Source organism: Kitasatospora sp. NPDC056273, from assembly GCF_042268845.1.
In the GTDB taxonomy this organism is placed as follows: Bacteria; Actinomycetota; Actinomycetes; order Streptomycetales; family Streptomycetaceae; genus Kitasatospora.
This window is the reverse complement of sequence record NZ_JBHJSJ010000010.1, coordinates 110,737-127,692: the sequence shown is the minus strand read 5'-3', so window position 1 is coordinate 127,692 and position 16,956 is coordinate 110,737. Positions and strand designations below refer to the sequence as shown.

General features: G+C 74.7%; 11 protein-coding genes and 1 pseudogene. 3 read left to right on the top strand and 9 right to left on the bottom strand.

Features of this window, described 5'->3' with window-relative positions; all coding sequences use genetic code 11:
• The 4 genes and pseudogenes from ACFCY1_RS12195 to ACFCY1_RS12180 form a co-directional block, all read right to left on the bottom strand.
• Positions 1–2,248 (bottom strand): annotated as a pseudogene (locus ACFCY1_RS12195) (hypothetical protein); the annotation flags it as partial.
• Between the two features lie 104 nt (positions 2,249–2,352).
• A complete protein-coding gene (gene eccCa / locus ACFCY1_RS12190; RefSeq protein ID WP_375874427.1) occupies positions 2,353–6,381 on the bottom strand; it encodes a type VII secretion protein EccCa in 4,029 nt (1,342 codons plus the stop codon).
• Between the two features lie 90 nt (positions 6,382–6,471).
• On the bottom strand, positions 6,472–6,969 hold the full coding sequence (locus ACFCY1_RS12185) for a WXG100 family type VII secretion target (protein ID WP_375874426.1): 498 nt from the start codon (positions 6,967–6,969) through the stop codon (positions 6,472–6,474).
• The gene (locus ACFCY1_RS12180; RefSeq protein ID WP_049655551.1) at positions 6,969–7,271 is read right to left on the bottom strand and encodes a WXG100 family type VII secretion target; all 303 of its coding nucleotides are present in this window, start codon (positions 7,269–7,271) and stop codon (positions 6,969–6,971) included. The genes ACFCY1_RS12185 and ACFCY1_RS12180 overlap by 1 nt, the downstream gene beginning before the upstream one ends.
• A 240-nt stretch (positions 7,272–7,511) precedes the next feature.
• On the opposite strand from ACFCY1_RS12180, the gene ACFCY1_RS12175 reads away from it, so the two are divergent.
• Positions 7,512–8,147 (top strand): hypothetical protein, encoded by a 636-nt coding sequence (locus tag ACFCY1_RS12175; RefSeq protein ID WP_375874425.1) that lies wholly within the window; start codon positions 7,512–7,514, stop codon positions 8,145–8,147.
• An 80-nt stretch (positions 8,148–8,227) separates the two neighbouring features.
• Here ACFCY1_RS12175 and ACFCY1_RS12170 read toward each other — a convergent pair whose 3' ends face one another.
• Positions 8,228–10,966 (bottom strand): right-handed parallel beta-helix repeat-containing protein, encoded by a 2,739-nt coding sequence (locus ACFCY1_RS12170; protein ID WP_375874424.1) that lies wholly within the window; start codon positions 10,964–10,966, stop codon positions 8,228–8,230.
• A 43-nt stretch (positions 10,967–11,009) separates the two neighbouring features.
• Positions 11,010–12,083 carry a hypothetical protein gene (locus tag ACFCY1_RS12165; RefSeq protein ID WP_375874423.1) on the bottom strand — a complete coding sequence of 358 codons (1,074 nt, stop codon included), beginning with the start codon at positions 12,081–12,083 and terminating at the stop codon, positions 11,010–11,012.
• Positions 12,084–12,352: 269 nt separating this feature from the next.
• Between ACFCY1_RS12165 and ACFCY1_RS12160 the strand changes: the two genes are divergently transcribed.
• The gene (locus ACFCY1_RS12160; RefSeq protein WP_375874422.1) at positions 12,353–13,084 is read left to right on the top strand and encodes a LuxR C-terminal-related transcriptional regulator; all 732 of its coding nucleotides are present in this window, start codon (positions 12,353–12,355) and stop codon (positions 13,082–13,084) included.
• 83 nt (positions 13,085–13,167) lie between these two features.
• Here ACFCY1_RS12160 and ACFCY1_RS12155 read toward each other — a convergent pair whose 3' ends face one another.
• The 3 genes from ACFCY1_RS12155 to ACFCY1_RS12145 form a co-directional block, all read right to left on the bottom strand.
• Positions 13,168–14,505 (bottom strand): EsaB/YukD family protein, encoded by a 1,338-nt coding sequence (locus ACFCY1_RS12155; protein ID WP_375874421.1) that lies wholly within the window; start codon positions 14,503–14,505, stop codon positions 13,168–13,170.
• Positions 14,506–14,583: 78 nt separating this feature from the next.
• Positions 14,584–14,910 (bottom strand): WXG100 family type VII secretion target, encoded by a 327-nt coding sequence (locus tag ACFCY1_RS12150; RefSeq protein ID WP_049657206.1) that lies wholly within the window; start codon positions 14,908–14,910, stop codon positions 14,584–14,586.
• 38 nt (positions 14,911–14,948) lie between these two features.
• Positions 14,949–15,305, bottom strand: a complete 357-nt coding sequence (locus tag ACFCY1_RS12145; protein ID WP_049657205.1) for a WXG100 family type VII secretion target — start codon at positions 15,303–15,305, stop codon at positions 14,949–14,951.
• A 355-nt stretch (positions 15,306–15,660) separates the two neighbouring features.
• Here ACFCY1_RS12145 and ACFCY1_RS12140 point away from each other — a divergent pair, with 355 nt between their 5' ends.
• On the top strand, positions 15,661–16,821 hold the full coding sequence (locus ACFCY1_RS12140) for a serine hydrolase domain-containing protein (protein WP_375874420.1): 1,161 nt from the start codon (positions 15,661–15,663) through the stop codon (positions 16,819–16,821).
• The last annotated feature ends 135 nt before the right edge of the window (positions 16,822–16,956 follow it).

Here is a 16,956-nt window from a genome sequence, read left to right as displayed (position 1 = left end):
TCGACCTGCGATCAGCCGAATCCCGGGACACCCACTTCTCACCGGGCTTCCCGTCCAACGTGGACCCGGAACCCCGGTCGACCAGCGGCTTCTCCCCCGACGATCCGCCCTTCGCCGAGCCGCCCGCCCCGTGTTCGCTCGGGAGGTCGTTGAGGGTCCTCACGTTGGAACTGCCGGGTCGCATCCCCGGTTCCGGGGCGCCACTCTTCGGCCCCGCCCCCTCCGGGGGGAGGTCGGCGATGGTCATCACCTTCCTGGCACCGAACGGCCGCGTCGAGGGCTTCTTCGACGCCGCACCCTCCGACTTCCCGGTCGTCCCCTCCTGCTGGCCGTTCTGCCGGGTCTGCTCCGAGGTCGGCCGGTCCCCCTTGCCCGGGGCCGTGCTTTCGGAGGTGGTCTGCTTCGTCCCGTTGGTGCTGCCCTCGTGCTCCCGCGCCGAGGAGGCGGTCGACTGCCGGTTGCTGTTCTCCGGTGCCTGGGGCTCCAGTTCCCTCGGCAGGGGCTTCTGCCCCCCGGTCGACTGGTTGGTCCGCTCGTTGCCCTTGGGCGCGGAACCGGAGGAGCCGCCGGACTTTCCGTTGTCCCGCATCGGCTCCAGCGGGGTGTCGCGGGGGGTGGTGCCGCCTCCGGTGGCGGTGCGCTGCGTGTTCGTGGGCGCCTCCGCGCCCTCCTTGAGGGGCTGCTTCACGCCCTCGGGCCGGTTGTTGTTGCCCCCGGGGAGGCCGTCGTGGTTTCCGGGGGTCTTCGCGGAGAGCGAGTTGCGGTCCGTGGCCACAACGGCGTTGTCGCCCTCGACGCGGGCGGAGGCCGAGGACGGCCGGCCGTTGGCGCCGACGTCGCTGCCGGGCCGCGTTCCGCCGGGCTGCCGGTCGAAGGAGGCCTTGTAGGTCTGGTTGTCGACGGGCGTCTCGGACTGCGAGTGGCCGGGGGTCTGCTCGTTCGGGCCGGGGCGCGTGACGTTGCCGGTGCCGTTGCCGTTGACGGTGCCGCGCGAACCGCCGTTCCCGCCCGTCTCGTTGACGGAGCGCGAGGTGGCGTCGGGCAGCGAGCCGTCCTTGCCGCCCAGCGGCCCGTGCGTCTCCTGGCCGCCGATCTGGCCGCCGGTGCTCTTCGGCGGGGCGACGTTGCCGATCCCGCCCGCCCCGGGCTCGTGCACTCCGGTCCCGGGCTTCACCTGACCGCCGGGGGTCGGCTGGTGGGTTCCCGACGGGTCGAGCTGGCCGGGCTCCCGGGTCACCGGCTCGGGGCCCCGGCCGGGCGTCGTGGTCCTGGGCGGGCCGGGCGGGGTGCTGCCGGGGGCCTCGTGGGGGATCCCGGTCTTGGGGGGCTCCACCCCGCCGGGGGCGACGGGCGAGCGTCCCGGCGGCACGCTGCCCGGTTCGGCGCCCAGCGGCTTGCCGCCGCCCGGGAACAGCTCCGGCGGCGGGACCTTGCCGATGCCGCCCGGGGTGACTCCGCCGATGTGCCCCGGCCCTTCCGGAAGCGGCACGGAGCCGCGCCCCGGCAGCGGGACGTGCTCGGTGACCGGGGGCTTCACACCCGGCGGGTCGACCTTCGGCGGGGTCACGCCCTTGCCCCCGACCCCCTTGGGGCCGCCGCCGATCCCGACCTCCTTGGGTCCGCGCAGACCGGCCAGGCCCCCGAGGCCGCCGAAGACGGCCCCGAAGCCCATGCTCATGCCCTCGGCGGCCCAGTCGATCTCGAACGGGACGTCGTAGATCTTGTCGGCGATCAGCTGGGCCAGCAGGTCGGTGCCCAGCTGGAGCAGGCCGCCGGCCACGGCGCCGCCGATGAAGGCGCCGATGTTGAGGATGGTCTGCAGGCTCTCGCCGATCGTCCTCAGGATGTTGGTGATGAGGGTGATGAGGCCTTCGAGGAGCGGCGCGATCAGCCTGGCCAGCAGGCCCAGGCCGAAGGGGAGGACGAACCCGAGGATGGTGGCGATGATGCTGGCCAGCCCGGCCGCGTTGGCGGCCTTCTGCTCGGCGGCCATGATCTTCTCCAGTGCCCGGCCGTAGTCGTTGATGGCGTCGCCGATCTTCCAGCAGGTGGTGACCGCCGGGTCGAGCACGCTGTTGCCGACGAGGTTCCAGGCGTCGTGCGCGGCCACCATGCCGTCACCGGTCCACTGGAACTTGTCCATGGCCATGCTGGTGCCGTACCGGGCCGCGTACACCGTGTTGCCCAGCTCGATCCACTGGTTGCCCAGGGCGTAGATGTCGCTGATGCTGAAGCCGTTGTCGGCCATCGGGGATCCACCTCGAAGCAACTGCCGCGGAGAGCGCGGGCGGGAAGGTACGAACGGGCCGGGGGCTGCGAGAGCCCCCGGCCCGGTGGGAGGAGCCCGGCTGGTCAGGCCGGCTCCTCCTCGCGGAGCGCGACCTGGAGCAGCCTGGCCGGTCCGGAGCGCCGGACGAGGACGCCGCGGCCCGGGGGGCGCTGGGCCGCGCGCTGGTCGCCCAGCAGGACGCCCTCGCGCGGGTCGCCGGAGAGGATCAGGCCGCCGGTGCCCAGGTCCTTGAGCCGGGAGAGCAGCGGGTCGGACATCAGCGGGCGTCCGACACCGGCCACCCGGCGGGCCAGCACCACGTGCAGGCCGATCTCACGGGCCTGGGTGACGTAGTCGGCGAGCCTGGCCAGCGGGGACTGGTGGCCGACCGCGACCAGGTCGTAGTCGTCCACCACCACGTACAGTTCGGGACCGTCCCACCAGTCCCGGGCGCGGAGCTGGGCGGCCGTGATGCCCGGCGGCGGCATCCGCTCGGCCAGCTTGGCGACCAGCTGGTCGACGTAGGCCTCGGCGGCGGCCGCGTCGCCCGCGTAGGCGCCGATGTAGTCCTCCGGCACCGCGTCCAGCAGGCTGCGCCGGTAGTCGATCACCATGAACCGGGACTCCCAGGCGGTGCTCCGGGCGGCCGTGGCGGCCATCCAGGTGCGCAGGAAGGCGGACTTGCCGCTGCCGGCGTCGCCGAACACCAGGAAGTGCGGGTCGCCCGGCCCCATCGCCAGGCCGACCGGCGCCAGGTCGCGCTCGCCGACGCCGATCGGCACCTCGTCCGCGGCGAAGCCGGCCGTCCCCGCGGGGTCGAGGTCCTCGAGCAGCACCCGGTCGGGCAGCATCAGCACCGGCGGGGCGCCGGCGCCCGGCCAGGAGGCGGCGATCTTGCCGAGCGCGTCCTCCTGGGCCTCGGCCAGGCCGTCGGTACCCTCGCGGCCGTCCAGCCGGGGCAGCACGGCCTGGTACAGCACGCCGGGCGACACGATGCCGCGGCCCTGGATGTTGGGGACCTGCCGGCTCGCCTGGCGGCTGACCTCCGACTCGGTGGGCTCGTTCAGCCGCAGCTCCAGGCGCCCGGAGAAGCTGTCGCGCAGGTTCGGCCGGATGTCGGCCCAGCGGTTGGCGGTGACGATCACGTGCACGCCCACGCCCAGGCCGCGGGAGGCGATGTCCAGCACCGAGGCCTCGGCGCCCTCCAGTTCGGTGCGGATCGCGCCCCAGTTGTCCAGCAGCAGGAAGACGTCGGCGGCCCGGGTCCCGGCCGGCAGCCGGTCGGCCTTGCGCAGCGCCCGGAAGGCCGCCACCGAGTCGACGCCCAGCTCCCCGAAGAGCTGCTCGCGGGCGGCGACCAGGAGGCCGAGCTCGGCCAGCACCCGGCGGGCCCGCTGCTCGTCGCGGCGCCCGGCCACGGCGCCCACGTGCGGGGCGGCCTCCAGCGGGCCGAGGCTGCCGCCGCCGTAGTCCAGTCCGTAGAACTGCACCTCGTCGGGGGTGTGGGTGAGCATCGCGGACAGCACCGTGGTGCGCAGCAGGGTGCTCTTGCCGGTCTGCGGCGCGCCCACCAGGGCGAGGTTGCCGTGGACGCGTTCGAAGTCGAACTGGAGCGGCAGCTGCTGCTGCTGGAGGGGCAGGTCGAGCACGCCGACGGGGAAGGCGAGCCGGCCGGTGCCGGGCCACAGGCCGGCCTGGCGGCCGCGCCCCGGCTGCTCGGAGACCGGGCCGATCAGGCTGTCCAGCGGGATCGCGGCGGGCAGCGGGGCGAGCCAGACCTGGTGCACGGACTGCCCGAACCGGCAGACCTGGTCGACCGCCACCTCCATCTCGGTGGGGCCGGCGGGCAGGGCCGGCGGCTGGGACTCGGCGGGCTCCTCGGGCTCCTCCTGCGGCGCGGTGCGCAGCTCGAAGGGCACGACCGGGAGGCCGGCCGCGGCACCGTCCTCGCCCGCGCCGGGCTCCTGGTACGGGCCGGAGATGTGGGCGACCCGGAAGCGCTGGTAGACCGACTCGTCCACCTTGAGGTAGGCGGAGCCGGGGATCGGGGGCAGCTGGTAGGCGTCGGGGGTGCCGATCACCGCGCGGCTCTCGGCGGCGCTGAAGGTGCGCAGGCAGACGCGGTACGACAGGTGCGACTCCAGGCCGCGCAGCCGGCCCTCCTCCAGCCGCTGGGTGGCCAGCAGCAGGTGCATGCCCAGGCTGCGGCCGACCCGGCCGATCTGGACGAACAGGTCGATGAAGTCGGAGCGCTGGGAGAGCAGTTCGCCGAACTCGTCGACCACGATCAGCAGGTAGGGCAGCGGCTCCAGCGGCTTGCCGTCCACGTCGCACTGCCCGGCCGCCTGGCGCAGCTGGTACTCGCGCAGCGAGTCGACGTTCCCGGCCGCGCGCAGCAGCCGCTGCCGGCGCTGCTGTTCGCCCTGGAGGGCGGCGCGGACCCGGTCCACCAGGGAGAGGTCGTCGGCGAGGTTGGTGATCAGGCCGGCCACGTGCGGCAGTCCGGTGACGCCGGCGAAGGTGGCGCCGCCCTTGAAGTCGACCAGCACCAGGCTGAGCAGCTCCGGGGAGTGGGTCATCGCCAGCCCGGTGACCATGGTGCGCAGCAGTTCGCTCTTGCCGGAGCCGGTGGCCCCGACGATCAGGCCGTGCGGGCCCATGCCGCCCTGGGCGGACTCCTTGAGGTCGAGCAGCACCGGGTCGCCCTCGCCGGACAGGCCGATCGGCAGGCGCAGCAGCCGCTCGTCGCCGGCCGGGATCCAGCTGACGGACGGGTCGAAGGCGGCCACGTCGGGGGTGCCGAGCATCTCGGGCAGGGTGATGGTGCGGGCCAGCAGCTGCTCGGGCTCCTCGGACAGGCTCAGCGGGGCCAGCGCCCGCGCGGTGAGCTCGCAGAGTTCCGGGGCGGGGGCGTCCGCGACGGCCCCCTCGACCCGGCTGTACAGCTCGGTGTTGCGGCCCTCCAGGACCAGCGAGCCGTCCTCGCCCACCCGGGCGCGCACCTCGGTGCGGGTGGGCTCGTCGCGCTCGGCGCCGACCAGGCAGATCACGGTGATGCCCAGGTCGGGCCCGGCCGATTCGAGCAGGGAGGTGGCCACCGGGCCGCGGGCCCAGGCGGCGGCCGGGTCGTACGGGTCGAGCAGGACGACGAGCCGTCGCATCACCGGGGCGGGGGCGCCCGCCAGGACGGGCCGGCGGGTGGTCCGTTCGGCCTGGGCTCGGGTGATCGCGCCCTCCAGGGCGTCGGCGAGCGCCTCGAACTCGGCGGCGACCAGCGGGACCACACCGGCCGGGCTCGGGGCGCCGGCCTCGTGGGTGTGCGGGAGCCACTTGGCCCACTCCCAGTCGGGGTCGCCGCCGGTGCAGACCACGACGGTGACGTCGTCGGGGGCGTGCAGCACCGCGAGCTGGCAGAGCAGCGAGCGGGCCAGCGCCCTGGTCCGGTCGGCGGGGCCGAGCAGGCTGAGCACGCCGGTCCTGACCAGGTCGACCAGGGCGGGCTGGCGGCCGACCGTACCGGCCTGGTCGACCACCCGCTGCGCGGCGGCGTGGGTCTGCTCGTCGTACTCCGCGAGCGGGTCGTTGCGGGTGCCGAGCTGGATCGGGGTGGCCAGCGGGCCCTGCCCCTGGCCCAGGCGCAGCTGCAGGAAGTCCTTGTCGGTGGCGCGCCGTTCCCAGACCCGGCGGCGGCGCTCGGCGAGCGCCCAGAGCCGCTCCGGCGAGGGGTGCAGCCAGCCGGCCGCCAGCCGCTGGCTGTCGGCGACCTGGCGGGCCGTCTTCTTGACGTCGGTCAGGTAGCGCAGGTAGCGCTCGCGCTGGCGGTCCTTGGTCTGCCGGGTCGCGCTGCGCATCTGGTGGCGGACGGCGAGGGTGGCGGCGATCGAGATCAGCACGAAGCCCACGCCCAGCGCGATCAGCAGCGGGTTGCGGTACATCACCATGTAGGCGGCCATGCTGATGCTGCTCATCAGCGGCAGCAGCAGGGAGAGCCAGGTGCTGGCCGAGGAGTTGGCGCCCTGCGGGGTCTGCGGCGGGGCGGGCAGCACCACGCGCTGGTCGGGCAGGGCCGGCGGCAGGGCGCGGGTGGGCCGGTGGAAGGGGATCCTGCTCACCTGGTTGTGCCTCTCGGTGCTCGACTGCGGCGGTGGTGCGGCGGGCCCTGGCGCGGGGGCGCGCCGGGGCCGGGGCGGGGGTCGGGCGGGTCAGAAGATCTCGGCGACCACGGTGTTGCTCTTGTCGTTGACGAGGTCCTTCGGCGGCGGGTTGTAGGCGTTCGGGTCGCCGGTGCCCGTCGAGGGGGCGCCGATGGCGGCGGTGAGCGGCGCGAAGAGCTTGGTGACGATGAAGTCCTCGGCGTGGTCGTAGTTGGCGGCCGCGCTGCCCACGGCGATCATCAGCCGCTGGAAGACCCCGTCCGCGCCGTCGGGCTTGGCCTTGGTCTTGGTCCCGACCAGTTCCGCCATGCAGGCGTTCCACTGGTCGAAGATCGCTTTGGCCTGGTCCGCGGTCTGTCCCGCCCAGCCCAGCTTGAGGTCGGCGAGGGTCTGCTCGATCGTGACCAGGCTGTCCAGGATGCTGTTCAGGGAGGTCTCGACGGTGGCCTTGGCGGCCGCCATCTCGTGCAGCGGGATGGTGAGCTTGACCGTGTCGTAGTCGGGCGTGACCGGAGCGGGGGTGCCGGGGTTGGGTTCGACGCTCATCAGGCGCGGACGTTGTTGTAGTTGGCCAGTTCCATGTCGTGGTACATCCGGTAGGCCGACCGCATCCGCCTGGTCATCTCGTCGAGCAGGTTCTGCAGGTCGACCATGTCGTCCTTGTAGACCTTGGTGATGGCGGCGAAGGAGGTTCCGGCCGGGCCGATCCAGCCGGTCTCCAGGGGCGCCAGGGCCGTCGCGATCGCGTCGATCTCCCCCTTGATGTTCTCGCTCTCGGCGCCCAGCGTGCCGGACGCTTCGAGCAGTTGCTGCAGGTCGACCTTGAATTCCTGCAAGGTGTAGGCCACGGCAGGCGCTCCCCGGGGGCTCGTCGTTCGGCCGGTCCGCACCGGTCCGGTCCGGCCCGATCCGCGTACGGCTGGTCCACGTACGCACGTCGGCCCTGCGGAGTCTAGGCAGCGGCCGGACGGGCGGGACAGACCCGCTTTCTGTCCCCCCGGCGTCCCCGAACGGGGACCTCCCGCCCCGGGCGGCCGGTGGGCCAGGATGGCCCTGTTCACTGCCCGCTCCCTGCTCCGGAGGTCCGCGTGGTCGCCCCGATCAACTCCCCGATCTACGTCCCGTCGCCCGAGGACGGCGGCGGCGGAGACCCCAAGCCGGGCGGGGGCGCGGCCGACCCGACCCTGAAGATGCTGTGGGAGAACGGCTACGTCCCGGGCTTCAACGAGGGCTTCACGAACCCCGCCAACGCCCCGTCCGGGACCGGCCCGTCCGGGACCGCCCCCGCGCCGCCCGGCCACGCGTCCTTCTCGGTGGACCTGTCGACGGTCTACTCCGTCATCGTCAGCGGGGCGTCCACCACCTCCGGGGTGGTGGACGCCTACAACGCCCTCAAGGCCAAGGTGGACGCCGTGGTCGCCAGCGGCACCTTCTGGGGCCAGGAGTTCGCCCCCGTCGGGACCTGGTACGACAACTCGGGGATGGCCGGCGGGATGGGCCCGATCGCGCGGACGGGGCCCATCCCGGACAAGGGCGTCCAGAAGGCCGCCCAGAAGTTCGCGCCGATCATCAACCCCGAGCTGCAGACGGCGCTGCGCCAGGTGGCCGACGCCGTCGAGATCTACGGCGTCTACCTGGCCCGGCTGGACCTGGCGGGCCAGGCCTACGCGTCCGCCGACCACGGGTCGATCCTCCCGGAGGTCGCGCCGAGGCCGACGGCCTGACCGGTCGCCGGCGCCGTGCCCCGGGGCGGGGAGCCCCGGGGCGCCGTGCGTCGGACCGCCGTGCCCCGGACCGCCGTACGTCAGACCGCCGCGCTCAACTCCGGCAGGTCCTGCGGCAGGACGGTGGTCAGGTCCTCGGCCGTCGGGGCGTCGAGGTCGGCGATCCGCTGGGCGTGCCGCTCCGTGATCCACTGGAAGACCTGGCGGGCGGTACGGCCGTTGCCGAAGCCCTCGTCGCGCGGCAGCTCCGTGAAGTACCCGGCCAGCGCGGCCAGGGTCGGCTCCGGCAGGTCGTAGCGGTGCTGCTCGGCCTGGTGGGCGACGATGTCGACCAGCTCCGGGCCGAGGTAGTCGTCGAAGGTCAGCGTGCGGGTGAACCGGGAGGCCAGGCCCGGGTTGGCGTCGATGAAGCGCTGCATGTCCCCGGGGTAGCCGGCCACGATCACCACGACCTCGTCGCGGTGGTCCTCCATCAGCTTGACCAGCGTCGAGATGGCCTCCTGGCCGAAGTCGCCGCCCTGGCCGTGCGGCACCAGCGCGTAGGCCTCGTCGATGAAGAGCACCCCGCCCAGCGCCCGGCGGAACACCGCCGTGGTCTTGGGCGCGGTGTGCCCGACGTACTCGCCGACCAGGTCCCCGCGGTCCGCCTCGACCAGGTGACCGCTGGAGAGCATGCCCAGCGCGTGCAGGATCCGCCCGTACAGCCGGGCCACGGTGGTCTTGCCGGTGCCCGGGTTCCCCGCGAAGACCACGTGGCGGCTGGTGGGCGGCGGCGGCAGGCCCAGCTCCTTGCGGCGCCGGACCAGTTGCATCAGCTTGACCATGGTCTCGACGTCGCGCTTGACCCGCTCCAGGCCGACCAGCCGGTGCAACTCCGCGAGCAGGGCCGCCAGTTCGGCCTCGGCGCGGTCCCGCTCCTCCGTCCCGTCCGCCTCGCCGTCGCCCGCCGGCGCGCCGGCCCCCGCCGTCGCCCCGGCCGTCGCTCCGGCCGTCGTTCCCGGCAACGACCAGGGCCGGGCGATCCCGGCCGGGGTGCCCGGGGCGACCGGCTCGCCGACGGCCGGCAGGGTGGCCTGCTCGACCCGCTCCGTCCGGCAGTCCTCCAGCACGGCGGCGGCCCGCTCGGCCAGCGCGACGTCCTCGGCGGTGTCGTGGACGAGGCAGCGGCGCAGCACCGGATCGGCGCCCGCGCCGACGTACAGGGCCGGGTAGCCGGTCTCGGACAACGCGCAGTCCTCCAGCAGGCCGTGCGCGCCCTCGTCCAGGTACAGGCCGTTCTTGGCGGTGCGCGCGATCGTGCTGGCCCGCACCCGCGGGTCGGCGCCCGCCCGCACCACGATGCCGCTGCCCGCCGTGTCGGTGATCTCGCAGCCGTCCAGCACGGGGGTGCTCCGCTCGGCGGCGAGCAGGCCGGAGCCGCCGGTGTCGTGGATCCTGGTGCGGTTCAGCAGCACGCCGGTGCGCTCGCCGACCTCCACGCCCGCGCCCGCCGTGGCGGCGATCTCGCAGTCCTCCAGCAGCGGGCGGTGGCGGGTGTCCAGGCGTACTCCGACGCCGGTGGCCCGTACGGTGCAGCCGCGCAGCACCGCGTCGGCCCGCTCCTCCACCGAGACCCCGGCCATCCGGGCCTGCTCCACGGTGGTGCCCTCGGCGCTCAGCAGGGAGTTGCCGGTGACCCTGATGCCGTGCTCCGGCGTGCCGTGCAGGCGGCAGTCGGCCAGGTCGGCGGAGCCGCCCTCGCCCAGGTGCAGGCAACTGAAGCCCGCGTCCGCCACCTCGCTGCCGCTCAGCGCCAGTTCGGCCTCGCCCGCCACGTACACGCCGTTGCCGGTGGCGCGCAGGAAGCCGCCGCCCTCGACCCGCGCCGAGGCGCTCTGGCCCAGGGCCAGCCCGGTGTCGCCGGTGTCGGTGGTGACGGTGTCGTACAGGCGCAGGCGGCTGCGGTCCACGGCCACGATCCCGGCCCCGCCGGTCCGCGCGACCCGGCAGTCCCGCAGCAGCACCCGGGCGTCCTCGTCGGCGAGGACGCCCACGGTGGCGGCGCCCGTGATCTCGCAGTCCGTCAGCACGGTGCCGCCCTCGGCCGGCCCGGCCGACCCGGCCGCGAGCGGCTCGGGGGTGTCGGCCGAGACGTGCAGGCCCGCCGCGTGGTTGCCGTGCAGACGGCAGGCGCGCAGCACCGGGGCCGCCGCGTCGGCCACCCGGACGGCCGCGCCACCGCTGCCGGTCACCTCGCAGCCCTCGAACGAGCCGCCGCCGGTGCCGCCGACGTACAGGCCCTGGGCGCTGCTCGGGCCGATCCTGGTGCTCCGCACCTCAGGGACGGCGCCCTCGGCGACCAGCAGCCCGACGCCCTCGGTGTCGGCCACCGCGCAGCCCTCGACCACGGCCCGGCTGTCCCCGCCCAGGCGCAGGCCGACGCCGACCGCCCCGCGGACGGCGCAGTCGCGCAGCACCGGGGCGGCCCGCCCGGTCACCTCGACCCGGCCGCCGACCACCTCGCAGTGCTCCAGCACGGGTGCGCCGCCGCCGATCAGCACGGCCGGCTCCCGCGGGTCGGCGCCGCGCAGCAGCAGCCCCCGCACGGTGGGGCTGCCGCCGGCCACGGTGAGCGCGGGCCCGCGCGCCGGGGCGATCGTGACCGTCCCCGGCCCCTCGGCCGCCTCCAGGCTGACCCCGCGCTCCAGCAGCACGCTCTCCGCGTACTCGCCCGGCATCACCGAGACGACCCCGCCGTCGGCGGCCGTGCGCACCGCCGCGCCGATGCTGCGCTGGACGCCCCAGCCCCGCTGGGCGACCTTGACCCACGTCTTGCTCATGCGCGCACCCCTTCGGGGCCTGGTACCACGGCGACCACAGGGCTCAATTGCAGGTCGCCCGCATCTGGGCGACCGCCAGGTGGGCGTTGGTCTTCGTCTTCCCGTGCCAGTCCAGGCCCCGGCTGTCCAGCTTGATCATCAGCACCCCGGTCGTGGTCCTGAAGGTGCCGACGTCCTTCCACTCGCCGAGGTAGCCCCGCTGGTCGACGTCGAAGGCGTTCAGCATCGCGGAGGAGAGGCTGGACGACCCGTAGGCCTCGAAGTGCGCCGGCTCCCCGCCGACGTGCGTGATGTCGCCGTCCTTGGGCGTGTACACCTGGACCTGGCAGGTGGCCGTGCGCAGGCCCGCCGCGCCCGGGGAGAAGGTCCACAGGGCGTAGTTGCTCCGGTCGTCCTCCTTCGCGTCGCCCGACATCGGCATCGCGTCGAACTGGCCCTTGCAGCCGTCCTGCGCCCAGCCGGCGCTGCCCACGCTGACCCAGCCGGCGCTGCCGTTGGAGTACCGGCCGGCCTCGGAGAAGCCCTGGAGGCTGTTGGACGGGCAGCCGTAGCCGGCCACCGCCGTGTAGGCGGCGGACTTGGCCGCCGCCAGGTTGGGCGCCGGGACCGCCGGGGCCGGGGCCGCGGGGGCGGGAGCGGCCGGGGCGGGAGCCGCCGGCGCCGGGGCCGCCTGGTTGTTCCGGGGCGCGAGCGGCGCGCCGCCGGCCGGGGCGAGCGCGTTGTCGCCCGAGGGCGCGGGCGCGTTGTCGCCGGGCGCGGGGGCCGGTCGGCCCTGCGGGTTGCCGCCCGAACCGCCGGCACCGGTGTCGGTGTTCGCCAGGGGCGGGGCCGCGTTGCCCGGGGTGCCGGGCGCCGGCTGGCCGGAGCCGGTCGAGGCGCTCGGCGAGGGGGTGGCCGTCACCGGGTGCTCGGCCGCTGCCTTCGCCGGCCCGTGCTGACCGCTCTTGGCCAGCATGCCGACGCCGACCGCGCCCGCGCCGACGACGAGCACGGTGAGGCCCACCGCCCAGGCGCGCGGCACCACCTTCGAAGGGCCGCCGTCCCCGCCCCGGACCTCCTTGACGAAGGCCGCCACCATGTTCCGCCGGTCCGTACCGTCCTGCTCGGCCTCAGCCATGATCAACCTCCACGGGCGCGGGCGGGCGCGCGGCCCCCCGACCGAATACGACATGTTCCGGTGCGGGCGCCCGGACGAACAGCCCGTGCCGCTCCGCACACTGATGGTTCGACGGAGCGTGCGCGAGCGGGCGCCGTCGCCGTCTCGCAACCGATCCGAACATCTCAGGCCCCGGCTGCGTAGAACGGAGTGACGGCACGTGACGCAGACCTCCCGACGCGGCTCAGCTGGCGCGACCGCACGGGAGACGGAGAGAGGGAAGGCCGGTTATGCCGACCATAGGCATCGTCGAGGACCACCGCATGACACGCATGGGGATCGAGCAGGTCCTGGCCCGCAGCCCCCGGCTGGAAGTGATCGCCTCGGTGGACACCGTGCACGACCTGGCCGAGAGCGGGCTCCGCCCCGACGTGGTGGTGCTGGACCCCACTCCCTACTCCGGCACGTCCGTCCTGCACGTGATCGGCGCCCTGAGCGCCAGCAGCGCGGTCCTGGTCCTCTCCCCGTCGGCCGAGCCCAGGGACCTGCTGACCGCGCTCAAGGCCGGCGCGTACGGCTTCGTCACCAAGCACGCCGACGACACCGAGTTCCTGTCCGCCGTCGAGGCGGTCGCCCGCGGCAGCTTCTACCTCGCGGCCGGCCTGGGCGGCCACCTCCACTCCGAGCTGAGCCGTCGCAGCCCCGGCGAGAGCCAGGGCCTGGCCCGCCGCGAGGTGGAGACGCTGCGGCTGATCGCCCAGGGCTACACCCACGGCCAGATCGCCCGGCTGATGGCGCTCAGCGAAGCCACCGTCAACACCTACGTGAAGCGGATCCGGGCCAAGCTCAACGCCGGCAACAAGGCGGAGCTGACCCGCAAGGCGATCGAACTGGGCTACGTCGACGAGACCGGTCCCGAGCCGGCGGCCTCCCCCGGCCCGACGGCTCCCGCCGCGGTGGCGGACCCCCTCCGGTTCGGCGTCCCGGAGCAGTTGAGGGTCCACCAGCTCAGCGGGCGCTAGGCCCTCCGACCAGCCGTCCGACCGGCCGCTCGGGACCGGCCGGGGCAGGACCGGGCGGCAGTCCGCCCGGCAGGCCGTCCGGCTCACAGGTGGTGTCCGAACGCGGCGAGGTTCTGGAACACGCCGAACACCCCGAGCGCCAGCGGCACCGCGGCCACCCCGCAGAGCGTGCCCAGCACGTTCAGCGCCGGCGGCCGCTCGGCCTCGCGGGCCGCCGTACGGCGGAAGGACAGCGCCACCCCGGTGCCCGCCATCAGTACCCCGACCACGCAGAGCGCCACCGGGCCGACCCAGCCGGGAGCCGCCATCGCCTCGGGCGCGAACAGCAGGGTGGTGGCCAGGCCGACCGCGCCGGCCACCACCACGGGGGCCGCCTCGGCCAGCAGCCGGAAGGTTCCCGCCCGCAGCAGCGCGGCGACCGCCAGGCAGCCCGCCAGCGCCGGCGGGTAGCCGCCGTGCGCCGAGCCGAGCACGGCCAGCGCGACGGCCAGCAGCAGGGAGACCGCGGCGGTCCAGCAGAGCAGCAGGGTCCGTGCCCGGTGCACCATCACGCGGACCGCGCCGTCCTCCGACCCGCGCTCGGTGGGCCACAGCGCGGCCAGCTGGCCGGCCAGCCAGGGCGCGATCAGCAGCATCCCGTAGCCGACCACGGCCACCGCGGCCGCGCCCTGGGCGAGGTCCGCGTGCACCGCCTCCAGCAGCCCCACCACGGCCGCCCCGGCGACGCCGAACAGCAGCACGGCGGCGGCGACCACCGAGGGCGCCGCCCAGAGCGCGGCCCCGGCGCCGACCATCGCCCCCAGCGCCGCCGCGGTGGCGTTGCCGTCCACGGGGTCGGGCAGGAACCAGCCGGCCACCGCCGCGCAGGGCACGGCGGCCAGCGCGATCGGCAGGCCCAGCCGGGACGGCAGGTCCAGGGTGGAACGGCCCAGCAGCCAGCCGGTGATGACCAGGACGAACGCGGCGCCGACCGCCACCGGGCCGGCCACCGCCCCGGACCAGCCGCCGCGCGAGGCGGCCGTCACGCAGGCGGCGGCCAGGCCGAGCGCGCCCAGGACCGTCGCGCAGACCGCGCGGGCGCGCGAGGTCCAGCGCAGGTCGCCGAAGGAGTCGGCGACGTCCGCGACCAGCTCGTCGACGTCGCGGATCAGCGGTTCCTCGAACTCGCCCTCGGCGGCGTCCCGCAGGTACAGCAGCTGGCCGTCCTGCACCCCGGCCTCGCGCAGCGAGGAGACGGGGTGGAGCGTCGGCCCGCCCGGCACCGCCAGCGACCACGCCGCCGGCAGCGCCTCCAGCTCCTCCTGGCCGACCAGCCGGGCCAGCGTCGTGACGTATTCCGCGATCGGGGCGGCGGCGGGGACCGCGAGGTCCACCCGCTTGTGTTCGCCGACCACTGTCACTCGGCAGTGCCCGTCAGCCATGCGTAGCTCTCTTGCCCTCGTTCATGCGGAATGTCGTACGGATGGCGGCCGACCGCGACGGCGGCGGCGGCCCCGGCCTCAGCGCCGGCCGGCGGTGTTGTTCCAGGTCTGCGAGTTGGCCCACTCGGCGCTGCTGTAGTTCGCCCAGTTGACGTTCATGGCGTGCGCGATCTGGCCGAGCACGCCGTCGGGGCCGAACAGCCCCTCGGCCGCGATGTTCCACTCGGCCTGGAGCCCCTGGTAGTAGCCGGAGGCCGCGCCCTGCCAGAGCTCCGGCAGCTGGTTCAGGTACATGGCCAGCTCGTGCAGCTGCTGGGCGATGTCGGCCGCCTGCGCGTTGAGGTAGGGGCCGGCGTGCTCCAGGTCCTGCTGGACGCTGATCGGGACGGCGTCGGAGAAACTCATCGCGGTGCTCCTGGGAGGGGGTGGGGAGGGACGCGGCGTCAGAACTTGGCGGCGGGCAGCGTCACCTTGCGGAGGTTGGCGAGGTTCGCCTGCTCCGACTCGACGTAGTTGACGTAGTTGCCGCGCAGCCCGGAGGCGATGTCGGTGAGCGCGTCGTGCATCATGCGCGCGTAGATGTCGTAGTCGGCCATCAGCACCTCGAAGGCGCCGTGCGCCGAGCCCTGCCAGCAGCCGCTCAGCCCCGCGACGTACGTCCGGAGCGTGGCGATCTTGGTGTCGATCTCGCCGGCCTGGTTGGTCACGTAGACGGACGCCGCGGAGACGTCGTCGGGCGTGACCTTGTAGCCGCCCATCGACGGACCGCCACTGCCCGTGGTGTTGCCCGGCGTCGTCATCCCTGGCCCCTTCGACGTCTGCTGACGGAGAGCGAGCGGCGGCCGGCCGCCACCCGTCGGGGCGCGGCCGCGAGCACCACGCCCGGATTGTCGCCGCCAGCCTCCCCCACCACCCCGGGACGCCTCCAGTCACCGTTTCGGATGTCCCTCGCCCCCGCTCCGTCCCCGCCCCGCCGTGGCGCCGCCCCCTCCCCGCCGCGGTCCCGGCCGGGAGCCCGGTCCCGGCCGGGGCGGCTCCCGGGAGCCCGCTCCCGGGTGCGCTCTCGTCCTGGGAACCGATGAACTCCCGTGCCCCTGAATGGTCTTCTTGCCGCAGGCCGGGAATCCCCGGCGCCAACCACCAGAGGGGACCCCCGTGTACGAGCACGCACCGCACCACCGCCTTCCGCTCCGCCGCCGCAACGGCCAGCACCGGGTGGCGGTAGCCGTGGCGGCGGCCGCCGCCGTGGCCGCCGGCGTTCTGGCACCGACCGCGGCGTTCGCGGGCGGCAGGCCCGACAGCGTCCAGTCGAGCCTGGACACCCTGTCCAAGGACGACGGCGTGCCCGCCGCGCTGGCCGCCGTCAAGGGCCGAGACGGCCGCACCCGCACCTACACCGCCGGCGTCGGCGACCTCGCCACCGGGGCCAAGGTCCCCATGGACGGCCAGATACGGATCGGCAGCAACACCAAGCCCTTCACCGCGGTCGTCGTCCTCCAGCTCGTCGCCGAAGGAAAGGTGGGCCTGGACGCGCCCGTCGAGACCTACCTGCCGGGCCTGCTGCGCGGCGACGGCATCGACGGACGCGGCATCACCGTCCGCCAGCTGCTCCAGCACACCAGCGGCCTGCCCGAGTACGTGGACAAGGGCGCCATCCTCGCCAACCCGAACCGGTACTACGAACCGCGCGAGCTCCTCGACGCGGCCCTGGCCCAGAAGGCCCACTTCGCCCCGGGTACGCGGTGGGAGTACAACAACACCAACTACCTGGTGGCCGGCCTGATCATCCAGAAGATCACCGGGCGGCCGCTCGGCGAGGAGATCAACCGGCGCGTCGTCGACCGGATCGGCCTGCGCCACACCTACTTCCCCACCCCCGGCGACACCACCGTCCGCGAGGCCCACCCCAAGGGCTACCACCAAGAAGCCGACGGCTCGTTCCGCGAGTACACGGACCTGGACCCGTCCTGGGGCTGGGCGGCGGGCGCCGTCGTCTCCACCACGAGCGACCTCAGCCGCTTCTACGCCGCGCTCCTCGGCGGCCGGCTCCTGCCCGCGGCGCAGCTCGCCGAGATGCGCACCACCGTCCCCGCCGACTCGGTGGGTCCCGGCGTCCGCTACGGGCTGGGCCTGATGAGCAACCCGCTGTCCTGCGGCGGCCTGTACTGGGGTCACCTCGGGACCATCCCGGGCTACTTCAGCTCCGGGGGCGCCACCGACGACGGCCGCGCCGCCGGCGTCGCGGTGACCATGATCCCGGGCGACGCGGCCGAGCAGCACGTCAAGGCCGCGGTGGACACGGCCCTCTGCCGCTGACCTGGTCCGAGCGTCCGCACCGGCACGACCACGACCAGCGGGTTGGGGGGCCCCCGGCGCCCCGGGCCCCCCCCCCCCCCCCCAAACCCCCCCCCCCCCCCCGGGGGAGGTCGAAAAAAAAAAAAACCCCCCCCA